The sequence below is a fragment of the Colwellia sp. D2M02 genome (genome assembly GCF_018860755.1).
GTDB classification, from domain to species: domain Bacteria; phylum Pseudomonadota; class Gammaproteobacteria; order Enterobacterales; family Alteromonadaceae; genus Colwellia; species Colwellia asteriadis.
The window spans coordinates 9,128-21,596 of record NZ_JAHKPW010000064.1 but is presented as its reverse complement, the minus strand read 5'-3'; the positions used below and the strand labels follow the sequence as shown (position 1 = coordinate 21,596).

The 12,469-nt window shown below is 39.5% G+C and carries 10 protein-coding genes and 1 riboswitch; of the genes, 1 reads left to right on the top strand and 9 read right to left on the bottom strand.

The annotated features are described in order from the left end of the window. Positions 1-129: 129 nt before the first annotated feature. Entirely contained in the window at positions 130-1,047 is a 918-nt protein-coding gene (locus KO495_RS11480) for a GGDEF domain-containing protein (protein WP_215980550.1), read from the bottom strand. 397 nt (positions 1,048-1,444) lie between these two features. On the opposite strand from KO495_RS11480, the gene KO495_RS17745 reads away from it, so the two are divergent. Then, a complete protein-coding gene (locus KO495_RS17745; protein ID WP_215980549.1) occupies positions 1,445-3,412 on the top strand; it encodes a monovalent cation:proton antiporter family protein in 1,968 nt (655 codons plus the stop codon). Positions 3,413-3,448: 36 nt separating this feature from the next. Here KO495_RS17745 and KO495_RS11470 read toward each other — a convergent pair whose 3' ends face one another. From KO495_RS11470 to KO495_RS11435, 8 genes are all read right to left on the bottom strand, one after another. Then, positions 3,449-4,600 carry a patatin-like phospholipase family protein gene (locus tag KO495_RS11470; protein WP_215980548.1) on the bottom strand — a complete coding sequence of 384 codons (1,152 nt, stop codon included), beginning with the start codon at positions 4,598-4,600 and terminating at the stop codon, positions 3,449-3,451. Between the two features lie 157 nt (positions 4,601-4,757). Beyond that, the gene (locus KO495_RS11465) at positions 4,758-5,117 is read right to left on the bottom strand and encodes a DUF3718 domain-containing protein (protein ID WP_252738924.1); all 360 of its coding nucleotides are present in this window, start codon (positions 5,115-5,117) and stop codon (positions 4,758-4,760) included. A gap of 58 nt (positions 5,118-5,175) precedes the next feature. Continuing rightward, positions 5,176-5,272: riboswitch (cyclic di-GMP riboswitch) on the bottom strand. 76 nt (positions 5,273-5,348) lie between these two features. Next, positions 5,349-6,005, bottom strand: coding sequence for a 3-oxoacid CoA-transferase subunit B (locus tag KO495_RS11460; RefSeq protein WP_215980547.1), 657 nt, complete (start codon positions 6,003-6,005; stop codon positions 5,349-5,351). A 2-nt stretch (positions 6,006-6,007) separates the two neighbouring features. Then, the gene (locus KO495_RS11455) at positions 6,008-6,745 is read right to left on the bottom strand and encodes a CoA transferase subunit A (RefSeq protein ID WP_215980546.1); all 738 of its coding nucleotides are present in this window, start codon (positions 6,743-6,745) and stop codon (positions 6,008-6,010) included. Positions 6,746-6,780: 35 nt separating this feature from the next. Further along, positions 6,781-7,713, bottom strand: a complete 933-nt coding sequence (locus tag KO495_RS11450; protein ID WP_215980545.1) for a hydroxymethylglutaryl-CoA lyase — start codon at positions 7,711-7,713, stop codon at positions 6,781-6,783. 2 nt (positions 7,714-7,715) lie between these two features. Then, positions 7,716-9,779: an acetyl/propionyl/methylcrotonyl-CoA carboxylase subunit alpha gene (locus KO495_RS11445; RefSeq protein ID WP_215980544.1), complete on the bottom strand. Its 2,064-nt coding sequence runs from the start codon at positions 9,777-9,779 to the stop codon at positions 7,716-7,718. 5 nt (positions 9,780-9,784) lie between these two features. Then, the gene (locus tag KO495_RS11440) at positions 9,785-10,645 is read right to left on the bottom strand and encodes an enoyl-CoA hydratase/isomerase family protein (protein WP_215980543.1); all 861 of its coding nucleotides are present in this window, start codon (positions 10,643-10,645) and stop codon (positions 9,785-9,787) included. A gap of 66 nt (positions 10,646-10,711) precedes the next feature. Continuing rightward, on the bottom strand, positions 10,712-12,328 hold the full coding sequence (locus tag KO495_RS11435) for a carboxyl transferase domain-containing protein (RefSeq protein ID WP_215980542.1): 1,617 nt from the start codon (positions 12,326-12,328) through the stop codon (positions 10,712-10,714). Positions 12,329-12,469 lie beyond the last annotated feature (141 nt).

Genomic DNA, 12,469 nt, shown 5'->3' with positions numbered 1-12,469 from the left:
CTTGGCTTAATAAATATTTCTCTAGCCGCTTTTTTCCTAATATTTAATATCTTAAGTTTTATAACTAGTTCGTGAATAACCTTATTTTAGCGGGTGTCATTATTTATGAATAGTTTATACATCAATAAGCTAGATCACACTTAAGTGTTGTGCGGTATAAGCTTTCTTTCTATATAACGCTCTGTCAGCGCGCGCAAATATACTTTGTTCACTATCCGCTCTATTCATTAAGGTTGCGCCTAAGCTGCACCCCAAATTGTATTTACTTAACAATATATTCTCATGTAGTGCATTACTTACTCTGTGCTCAATAAGGTTGATAGCACTTTCATTAGCATTTTCAATCAATATCGCAAACTCATCACCACCAAAGCGAAATAAGCTATCTGAGTCACGGATACATAAACGTAAAATGTTTGAGAACTCAATCAGTACTTGATCGCCTACGGCATGGCCATAATTATCATTAATGGCTTTAAACTTGTTTAAATCACCTAACACTAAACCAACCACACTATGATGGCGATTTGCATTGTGCATAGCACGTTTGAGTTGCTCATCAAAATAGCGACGGTTGCCTAAGCCTGTTAGTGCATCTTGCATCGCTAATTGAATGGCGTCGTAATAGCTAATTGCATTCTTTAATGGATAAGACAAACATTGATGTAGTTTGTCTAGTATTTGAATGTTAATAAGGCTCATCGGTGTATTAATGGCATAAGTTAAGGTGCCAATATATGTGTCACTAATTTTTAAATCAAAACGATGTTCATACTTAGCCTTTTTACTGCCATCTAATGCTATGTTTACGGAGTAACTTTTAAAAAACAAACCACTGAAATCTAAATAGCGAGTAGCTTCAATAGAGAAATTATTGAGTAATGACGCTAAGTCTAATGTGGTATTAAATAATTCAACTAACGATAAAGTACGATCAGCACTAAAAAGCGCTTCATATGTTTTTTTAGCTGCTAGCTCATCGGCTGGTGATGTACTTAATGTTGAAAATGATGAAAACCTATTATCCAATACATTTAAAGTCTGCATGCATATACCTCTGGGTTCAGCTTTTATTCGTCAGGGTAACGCCAAGGTATTTATAATGGTGTTAATAATCTGACGTATTGAGTTAATAGTTGTAACCAAGCAAGCTTTAAGCCAATTTTAAAATATAAGTTAAAGCTAAAAGAATAATTTAGATGTGGCTTGTGTGTGATAACTTAAGTCATTGAAAAGTAATTTTGTTTGTGAGCTAAAATTTAGTATGTACCTGAAGCTATAGACTACAATATTAAGATGTTATTGGATTTGTACTAACGTCAAATTATTAGTAAGTAGTAAGCGGCAATAGTTTGCCATAGGTTATTTTATGCCTATAACTACTATTTATTACGCGTATAGCTCTACGGATGAACATTTTTACAATATAACGAAAGGATAATACGTGAGCGGATATTTTGATATTTTAGCTATTTTAACTTGTGCCGTTTTTGTGGTCTGGCTATTTCGCCGCTTAAAGCTGCCAGCTATTCTCGCATATTTGGTTGCAGGTATGTTGGTGGGCCAATATGGTTTTAATATTGTTAATGATCAGAAAAGTTATGAACATTTTGCGGAGCTTGGCATTGTCTTTTTGTTGTTTACCCTTGGTCTTGAATTTTCATTACCCCGCTTAATCGCTATGCGACATATAGTGCTATCTGTTGGTAGTTTACAAGTTGTCCTATCGTTAATTGTTTTTATTCTTGCTGGGCTGTTCTTTGGGTTGAGTTTTGCGGGCGCTTTTGTGGTGGCTAGTGTATTAACATTATCATCAACTGCAATTGTTATTAGGCAGCTTAGTGAAAGTGGCGCAATGCAGCGTAAGTCAGGGCAGCTCTCTGTTGCGGTTTTACTTTTTCAAGATGTTGCTGTTGTTCCGTTATTAATTATTATTCCTATGTTGGCGCTTGATAGTCAGGGCTCTATGGTGTGGGCGTTATTGCTTGCCATGGTTAAAGGTGTTTTTGTCGTAGCGCTACTTTTACTTATCGGTAAATGGTTACTACCTAAAGTATTTAATATTATTGCGCAGGTGAGAACCGATGAGTTGTTTGTATTAACGACCCTGTTGGTCACTTTATTAGCTGCGGCTTTTACTCAATGGTTTGGCTTATCTATGGCTTTAGGAGCCTTTTTAGCAGGAATGATGCTGGGTGAGAGTGAATATAAACATCAACTTGAGGCTGATATAAGGCCGTATCGCGATATTTTACTCGGGCTATTCTTCATTACCGTTGGAATGAAACTTGATGTTGGATTATTACTCTCTTCACCAGTGAGTTTATTAGGGCTAATTATTAGCTTTATGTTAATTAAAATATTGATTATTAAGTTCTTAGCAATGAAGGCAGGAGAGTCCGCTAAAGATGCTTGGGCGTCGGGTTTAATACTAGCTCAAATGGGGGAGTTTGGCTTTGTACTTATTGCCTTAGCCGATCAAAGCCAAATTTTATCATTACGTGAAACGTCGATGTTATTAGGTGCTGGCGTACTGAGTATGGCTATTACACCTTATATGATAAATAATGCACGCGCTTGGTCATTATTTTTAAGTCAAGAAAAGTCACCCGATACTGAAGACTTAATACAGCTGCCTGAGCATTTTAGCCTTGAAAATCACGTGGTTATTTGTGGTTTTGGTCGTGTAGGGCAAACGGTTAGTCGTTTTTTAAAACAAGATAACATTGATTTTGTCGCTATTGATATAGATCCACTTAGAACAAGGAAAGCGCGAGAGGCAGGTGAAAAAGTATTGTTTGGCTCCTCTCGACAAAGCGAAATACTTAATGCCGCGCACCTTACTAAAGCTAAGTTAGTAGTGATTGCTTTTGGTGAAGACAAGCAATCTTTAGAGGTAGTACAAAAAATAAGATCTATGTCGGCTGATGTCCCTATTCTGGTCAGAACTCGTAATGATGATCAACTTAACGTATTGCAAGCTGCTGGCGCTAATGAAGTCGTGCCCGAAAGCTTAGAAGGCAGTTTGATGTTAGTTTCACAAGTACTTTCGTTAACGGGCGTGCCTTTTTCTCGTATTATGCGCCGAGTACAGCACGAGCGTAAAAATCATTACAATCACCTTCATGGCTTTTTTCAAGGCGAACAAACAGATATGAGTTCAGCTGTCATAGATAGGGTTGAATTTGCTCATGCAATTTTAATTAACGAAGACTCCTTTGCGCAAGGGCAGTCTATTGAGGCACTTAACTTATCAGCCCAAAATATCCATGTTGTAAGTTTACGCCGAGAAAATAAAGAAATTGAAATGTCTGAAAGCCATACCATTTTACAAGCCCAAGATACACTGATTGTGCGCGGTAAGCCTAAAAGCATAGAGCAAGTAGAACGTTTTATTCAAAAAGGTCATTAAGCACAATAGGTGTATGATTTTATTGGTGATAAAATTCTAAAGGTCAAGGAATGCTCGTATAGAACTTTCTTTTTGCATTGCATCCTCAAAACCAAGTTTAATCAGCTCACTACAAAAATTTTTATCAAAGAGTAAATAACTCATAATACTTGAGTCAGACTCACTCTTAATACCTGAGCTTCTTAGTAGTAACCGAATCGAGAGCGGTAAATCTTGATAATAGTCGCTAGCAATTGCGTTAAAATTATGACTTGGGTTGACGACAAAACTGTCAATATGCTGCAACCCTTCATTTTTAGCGCGCACTTCTTGAGGAATGAGTTGTAAGGTTGCATTAATTCTCGACATTCTTTCAAGGTCGCTACTCATAGTGTCAGAAAATATAGAGTCGAGTAAGTGCCCTGCTACTGTTGCACCTGTTGGTGGGTGAGGGTTGTTTTCATTAGGGTGTATTAGTTCTTTTGGTTGTTCGACGCCAATAATAAATAATCGTTTAGCGCCTAAATGTATTGCAGGGCTTAACGGTGAAAGTTGATGTACAGACCCGTCACCAAAATATTGGTTTTTAATTTTTACTGATGGAAATACCATAGGAATAGCGGCCGAAGCCATTAAATGTTCGGTGTTTAATTGGCTTTTTTCACCTTTTCGTTTCACACGCGACCAAGGCTGTATATTATCCTTTCCTTGATAAAAGCTAATAGAATCGCCGTTACTATAGCTAGATGCCGTAACTGATAATGCAGATAATGTTCCTTGAAGTATATTTCTATCAATTCTCCTAAAGTCGATCAAGCGATTAAGTAAGTGTCTTAATGGTGCGTTATTTAATAAACTGTGTGATGATTTATTTGCGTAATCCGCCTGAAAGCTAGCCAGCATGCCATAAGCAATGTGACCATAAACCCTTGTTGGATCACAGTGATAAACTTGGGAAATATTAAAGTTTTTCCAAACCCATTCAAGCTTTTTAACCCCCAATTGAAAGCATGAGGTATAACAAGCAAGTGCTGTTGAGTTGATTGCTCCGGCTGATGTTCCACAAAGAATGGGGAAGGGACTTGGATGATTACGAGGCACAAATTTAGCGATAGCAGATAATACACCGACTTGATAAGCAGCGCGTGCACCACCGCCAGTTAATACTAGAGCATGTTGACTATGGTTTTTATTTCGTTTACTACTCATCGATTATTTTATTATTAACACTACCTAACTTCATTGTAAGTTGTAGATAAAAAAAAGCCAGCAAATGCTGGCTTTTTAAGTGACATAGAATTATTTACCAGTGAAACATTCTTATACTTTGTTACTACAAAACATTAACGTTTACTTGAAATAATTTTTAGCTACTAACACGATCGTTAGCAGCATCGATCAACGGTTGTGATCCTGTTTGAATAAGCGCTAAATTAGCTGATACAACTTTCTTTGGTAATTTTGAAATCATCAAAGAGCCAGTCTCTACTGAGCCTGACGTTGCTGCAAATTCTAACAAGTTCTGGCCATTACATTGAACACCATCAAAAATACTACGTATTTTTAATTTATGAGACTTTAAAAAAGAACGCATACGTTTTTTGTCATCAGCAGCGACATAGTCGCATAAGCTTTGAGCTATATTAGCAGCCTGAGCTGTTGGTGCGTTAAATGTAAACGTTAATGTTAAAGCTGTAATGGTTGAAGCTAGTAATAATTTTTTCATTTTAATAACCTTAAATAATTGAGTTAATAAAAGAAAAAACCACAGGATGTACCCTTAACGAGGTAACTCCGCTGTCATAGGCTTAGCAGTATTACTAAACCCTTAGACCGGTGGTTTTGCGTAGCACGTTTTCGCGAGCCTTGCCTTTTCTTTGTCGAAGTTAAGTATCACTAAATTTTGCCGAAAATGCAAGTTTAGCGGATACTTAGCTCTTATTGAGTCTCATGTTTACTAAAATTTCATTTCAGGTATATCACCGTTTACGATGAGCTCACCTTCGGTTAATTTAATAATTTCTTCTACGGTAACGCCAGGTGCACGCTCAAGTAAATGAAACTTACCTTGTTTTATTTCAATAAAGGCAAGATCAGTAAGTACTTTTTTAATACAACCTTTACCGGTTAACGGTAAAGAGCAATTATTAAGCAGCTTAGATACACCATGCTTCGATGCGTGAGTCATAGTTACAATAATATTGTCTGCGCCTGCAACTAAATCCATAGCACCGCCCATGCCTTTAATTAGCTTTCCTGGGATCATGTAAGAAGCAATATTGCCATGAACATCAACTTCAAAAGCGCCTAGTACCGTTAAATCAACATGACCACCACGAATCATGGCAAATGACTCGGCAGAATCAAAAATAGAAGCACCTGTTGCCATAGTAACGGTTTGTTTGCCAGCATTGATTAAGTCTGCGTCAATTTCACCTTCTGTTGGGAATTGTCCCATACCCAGTAAACCGTTTTCAGACTGTAACATTACTTCAATACCTTTTGGCACAAAGTTAGCAACAAGTGTTGGGATACCAATGCCTAAGTTGACGTAATAACCGTCTTTTAATTCTTGGGCAACACGTTGAGCAATTTGCTCTCTTGATAAAGCCATGGTTATTCTCCCTGATGCTTTGGTTGGGCAGTTTCTGAGTCTGCTGGGCGAGTAGTACGTTGCTCAATGCGCTTTTCAAAACTGCCTTTAATCACACGATTAACGTAAATACCTGGAGTGTGAATTTGATCAGGGTCTAATTCACCTACTTCAACAATTTCTTCAACTTCAACTACCGTAATTTTACCCGCAGTCGCTGCTAATGGGTTAAAGTTACGTGCTGTTTTTCGAAAAACTAAATTGCCATACCTGTCGGCCTTCCATGCTTTAACAATAGCAAAGTCGCCAGTAATCGCTTCTTCTAAAATATAGTCTCGTCCGTTAAAGCTTCGCTCTTCTTTGCCTTCGGCTACTGGAGTGCCAACCCCTGTCGCTGTAAAAAATGCAGGAATACCAGCGCCGCCAGCACGCATTTTTTCAGCTAATGTTCCTTGTGGTGTTAATTCTACTTCTAATTCACCTGCCATCATTTGACGTTCAAATTCGGCATTTTCACCAACATATGATGCAATGATTTTTTTTATTTGACGGTTAGGTAGGAGTACGCCTAACCCAAAGTCATCTACGCCACAGTTATTTGAAACCAAGGTTAAGCCTTTAGTTCCTTTACGCTTTATTTCGGCGATAAGGTTCTCTGGAATACCACATAAACCGAAACCGCCAGCAATAATGGTCATGTTATCGGTTAACCCTGCCATGGCTTCTTCGTAGCTTGACACTACTTTGTCAAATCCTGCCATTTTTCTCTCCTGAGTAATTAGTTATGAACTCTATTTTATTGAGCTTTAGCTAGGTAGGCGTTAGATACTTTTGATATAGGGGCCTTACCTAGTTTATCGCTGATAAACCATCCTGCGCTGAGCAGTTTATTGAAATCTATATTTGATTCTATACCTAAACCATTTAATAGGTAGACAACATCTTCGGTTGCAACATTGCCAGAAGCGCCCTTAGCATAGGGACAGCCGCCTAAGCCTGCAATAGCCGAGTCAACGACATTTATACCAAGCTGAAGTGCTGCGTAAATGTTAGTTAACGCTTGGCCATAGGTATCATGAAAATGAACTGCTAGTTTAGCCATTGGTACACGTGCGCTAACTGCCTGTAACATCTTTGTTACACTCGCTGGTGTGCCTACACCTATAGTATCGCCAAGTGATATCTCATAGCAGCCTTTGTTGTATAAGGTTTGAGCAACCAAAGCGACGGCATCAGGGGAGATGTTTCCTTCGTATGGGCAACCTACAACACAAGAGACATAACCGCGTACTTTAATATTGGCATTTTTAGCGGCGGCTAATATTGGCTCAAAGCGTGTAATGCTTTCCTCAATTGAGCAATTAATGTTTTTTTGGCTAAAGCTTTCTGATGCTGCTGCAAATATTGCTACTTCATCAGCTCCCGCTGCCATTGCCGCTTCAAACCCTTTCATATTTGGTGTTAGTGCGGCATAAGTGACACTAGGTTTACGTGTTAATGTTTGAAAAACTTCAGTGGAAGTTGCCATTTGTGGCACCCATTTAGGTGATACAAAACTACCACTTTCTATATAACTCACACCTGCATCTGCAAGTTGAGTTATTAAAGAAACTTTATCTTGTGCTGAGATAGGAATAACTTCATTTTGCAAGCCATCACGTGGGCCTACCTCAACAATTTTAACGAATGTCGGTAATGTAGGTGAGCTGGTTTGAGTTATATCATTCATTATCAAAGCTCCTTGTTAGTAGGGCTGTTATCACTGCTAAAAGCAAGTAAAGCAGCACCACCATCAACCATATCTCCAGTGTTGAAAAATACTTCGTTAATGGTGCCATTGCAGGGAGCTTTAATGGTGTGTTCCATTTTCATGGCTTCCATAATCATTAATGGTTGATCTTTGGTAACATTATCTCCTGCGTTAACTAACACGCTGATTATAGTGCCATTCATTGGGGCATTTAAGCCGCCATGATCACTTGCTTCATTACTTTGTCCACGATCGGCTACTACTTGGGTAAAGCTATATACGCCATCTTCTTGATATAAATTAAGGCTATTATCACTTTGTGCAATCACTGTTTGACTACGGTGACCATCAATAACAGCAATGATATTTTCACCCATTAATTCACCTTGGCAGATAAATTTTTGGCTTGTGTCACTGCTGTCACTTTGAATGTAGATTATAAAGTCGCGCTGCTCTGCTCGACTTTGTTGCTCAACATTAATATGAAATGTCTGCTCGTCATAGGCAAGCGTAAAACGGTGATGGTGTGGCTCGTTTAAACGCCAAGCATCGCTATGATGCCAAGGGGAGTGAGGGTCTGAGCTTTTTAAAGCGCTTTTCTTTGATTTTTGCGCGAGTGACAACACTAAAAATAATGCCGCAATGGGTAGTTTATGCGTTATTTTCATGCACTCATCGGTTGTCGTTGCTTGGTGAAAAATAGCACTCTGATTTTTTTCAATAAAGCCGGTATCAATTTGCTCTTGCTGAAATGCTTGCGTTGTCGCAACATTATATAAAAAGTCGATATTGGTAGTGACGCCATCAATGCGGTATTCTCTTAATGCTTTGGTTAGGCGTTGTAAGGCTTTAGCACGGCTCTCATCCCATACAATTAATTTAGCAATCATCGGGTCGTAAAAAACGCTCACCTCATCGCCTTGCCTAACACCAGTATCAATACGCACATGCGAACTTTCTATTGGCGTTTTTAGTAGGTTTAATGTACCTGTGGCAGGAAGAAAGTCATTATTTGGGTCTTCAGCATAAATACGTGCCTCAAATGCATGGCCGTTCAGGGTTAGCTCTTGTTGTGATTTGGGGAGCTTCTCACCAGCGGCAACACGCAATTGCCATTCTACTAAATCTTGTCCAGAAATCATTTCTGTGACCGGATGCTCTACTTGCAAACGGGTATTCATTTCCATAAAGTAAAATGAGCCATCAATATCAAGTAAGAATTCCACAGTTCCTGCGCCTTGATAGCCAATAGCTTGCGCTGACTTTATTGCCGACTCACCCATTTGAGCGCGTAGTGCTTCGCTCATGTTAAATGCTGGCGCTTCTTCAATCACTTTTTGATGGCGGCGTTGTACCGAACAGTCTCGCTCAAAAAGGTAAACAGCATTATTATGGTTATCACAAAACACTTGAATTTCTACATGACGAGGTTGGGTTAAGTACTTTTCAACCAGCATAGTATCATCGCCAAAAGATGACATTGCTTCACGTTTTGCTGCGGCAAAACCGTCACTAAATTCATTTTCAGACCAAACTTGTCGCATGCCTTTACCACCGCCGCCAGCGGTTGCTTTAAGTAGTACAGGATAACCCATGTCATCAGCTGCTTTTTTTAACACCCGTTCGTTTTGATCATCACCATGATAACCAGGCACTAAAGGAACTTGTGCTTTTTCCATAATATTTTTAGCAGCAGATTTTGATCCCATCGCTTCAATAGCGCCAACAGGAGGACCAATAAATGTAATGTTTTGCTCGCTACAAGCACGACAAAAATCACTGTTTTCAGATAAAAAACCGTAACCAGGATGAATGGCTTGGGCGCCTGTTTTTTTCGCAGCAGCAAGAACTTTATCGCCTAATAAGTAGCTCTCACGCGAAGGTGAGGGGCCAAGGTAAATCGCTTCGTCTGCCATATGTACATGTAAAGCGTCTTTATCTGCATCAGAATAAACCGCAACCGTTAGAATTCCCATTTTTTTGGCGGTCTTAATAATTCGACAAGCAATTTCACCACGGTTGGCAATTAATATTTTAGTAAACATGAGGGTTATCCTTTGCTCTTATTTTCGGTAACAGGTGAGGTAATAGCGTGTTGCCATGCGGGTGCGCGTTTATCAAAAAAGGCACTTAAACCTTCTTGTCCTTCAGCAGAGACTCTTATTTTTGCGATACGCTCACTGGTGTCGGCAAGCAAATTGTTATTAATGGGCTGGTAAGCAACATCAAAAATAAGCTGTTTGACTTGTGCCATGGCATCAGGGCCATTATTAAGCAGTTTTTTCACCATAGCATTTAGCGCATCGTTTAATAACTCAGGCTCTGTAACCTCATCAACCAAACCAAGCTGTAGTGCTTTGTCAGCAAAAAAGCGTTCGGCAGTTTGAAAGTAACGTCGCGATGCTTTAACCCCTATTGCGTTAATAACATAAGGACTGATGGTTGCGGGTATTAATCCTAGTTTGACTTCACTTAAACAAAAGCTGGCTTTATTACTTGCAATAGCAATGTCACAGCAGCTGACTAAACCAACAGCACCACCAAAAGCGGCTCCTTGTATTTTTGCAATGGTCGGTTGTGGTAAAAAGTTAAGCGTTTTTAACATGACGGCTAATTTATTGGCATCGTTTAAGTTATCTTCATAGCTATAACTTGCCATTCGCTGCATCCACGCTAAATCAGCACCTGCGCTAAAGCTTTTACCGTTGGCTTGTAAAATAACCACGCGAATATCATCACGTTTTGCTATTTCACTAAAGGTGGCGGTTAATGTGGCAATAATGGTATCGTCAAAGGCATTATGCTTATCAGGGGTGTTTAACGTGACAAAAGCGACGCCGCTGTCATCTACGCTAAACAGTATTGCACTTTCACCTTCGTTAGATATTTGATTTGCAATGTTATCAATCATTTTATTGTCCTCAACACTGATGAGCTAACCGATGTACATTCTGTTAGCTAAATCGGCGGTAACTTATTACATTCTGAAAATACCAAACTTGGTGTCTTCAATGGTTTTATTAAGCGCTGCAGAAATAGCTAAACCCAACACTTTACGTGTATCGGCAGGATCAATAATACCGTCGTCCCATAAACGTGCTGAAGCATAATAAGGGTGACCTTGATGCTCGTAGTCATCAATAATAGGTTGTTTAAACGTTTGCTCTTGCTCTGCTGACCAAGACTCACCGAGTTTAGCTTTTTTATCGCGAGTGACTTGTGCCATAACACCAGCGGCTTGTTCGCCACCCATTACTGAAATACGCGCATTAGGCCACATAAATAAGAAGCGAGGATCATAAGCTCGACCACACATACCGTAATTACCCGCGCCAAAGCTACCACCAATTAGTAAGGTAAACTTAGGTACTTGAGCGGTTGCTACTGCGGTAACCATTTTAGCGCCATGCTTGGCAATACCACCAGATTCATACTGTTTACCCACCATAAAGCCGGTAATATTTTGTAAAAATACCAACGGAATTTTACGTTGTGCACAAAGTTGAATGAAATGAGCGCCTTTTTCGGCTGATTCACCAAAAAGTACGCCGTTATTCGCGACAATGCCAACACTATAACCGAATATTTTTGCAAAACCGCAGACAAGGGTTGTGCCATACAACGCTTTAAATTCATCAAAATTACTGCCGTCAACTACGCGAGCAATAATTTCGCGGACATCGTAAGGTTGCTTCGTCTCTTTTGGGATAATGCCGTAGATTTCTTCGCATGCATAACTTGGCGCTTCTACGCTATCTAATGCGTGCAGATGCATATTAATAGGTTTATTGCGATTTAAATTCTTTACTGCAGCTCTTGCAATATCTAGTGCGTGGTGGTCGTTTTGAGCATAGTGATCAGTAACGCCAGAGGTACGACAATGCACATCAGCACCGCCTAAGTCTTCAGCGCTAACTTCTTCCCCCGTTGCTGCTTTTACTAGTGGTGGGCCAGCTAAAAAGATAGTGCCTTGCTCTTTAACAATAATTGACTCATCAGCCATGGCGGGAACATAAGCGCCACCGGCAGTACATGAACCCATGACTACGGCAATCTGTGGAATATTATTAGCAGACATATTTGCTTGATTGAAAAAAATACGACCAAAATGCTCTTTATCAGGGAAAACATCATCCTGATTGGGCAGATTAGCACCGCCCGAGTCCACTAAATAAATACACGGTAGGTTATTCTCTTGAGCAATAGCTTGTGCTCTAAGGTGTTTTTTGACCGTAAGAGGGTAGTAAGTGCCGCCTTTGACGGTGGCGTCGTTGGCAACAATGACACACTCTTGTCCTGATACTCGACCAATGCCGGTAATAATGCCAGCAGCAGGTACATTATCGTCATACACTTTATAAGCGGCAAGTTGTGATAACTCTAGAAAAGCTGAACCTTCATCTAATAACGCATTAATGCGCTCGCGTGGTAATAGTTTACCCCGTTCCAAGTGGCGCTGACGACTGCGTTCACCACCACCTAATTTAATCTCACTGAGCTTATTGCGTAAATCATCAATTTGAGTTTGCATATGCGCAGCATTATCGGAAAACTCCTGACTTCGAATATTGATTTTTGAAATTATTTTTGCCACGGGAAAGCCCTATTATTTAATTGGTTTTATTAAAAAACAATTACCTTAGTAATGATTACTTAACCTGAGATCGGCTTAACAAATGTTGCTCTAGCAGCTACTTTTCCTAACTTTTTTGTTAAATATCTCTTAAACCGAGTT

Coding starts and splice junctions, on each gene's coding strand:
- KO495_RS11480 (WP_215980550.1), bottom strand. CDS start 1,047: ATGCAGACTTTAAATGTATTGGATAATAGGTTTTCATCATTTTCAACA.
- KO495_RS11470 (WP_215980548.1), bottom strand. CDS start 4,600: ATGAGTAGTAAACGAAATAAAAACCATAGTCAACATGCTCTAGTATTA.
- KO495_RS11465 (WP_252738924.1), bottom strand. CDS start 5,117: ATGAAAAAATTATTACTAGCTTCAACCATTACAGCTTTAACATTAACG.
- KO495_RS11460 (WP_215980547.1), bottom strand. CDS start 6,005: ATGGCTTTATCAAGAGAGCAAATTGCTCAACGTGTTGCCCAAGAATTA.
- KO495_RS11455 (WP_215980546.1), bottom strand. CDS start 6,745: ATGGCAGGATTTGACAAAGTAGTGTCAAGCTACGAAGAAGCCATGGCA.
- KO495_RS11450 (WP_215980545.1), bottom strand. CDS start 7,713: ATGAATGATATAACTCAAACCAGCTCACCTACATTACCGACATTCGTT.
- KO495_RS11445 (WP_215980544.1), bottom strand. CDS start 9,779: ATGTTTACTAAAATATTAATTGCCAACCGTGGTGAAATTGCTTGTCGA.
- KO495_RS11440 (WP_215980543.1), bottom strand. CDS start 10,645: ATGATTGATAACATTGCAAATCAAATATCTAACGAAGGTGAAAGTGCA.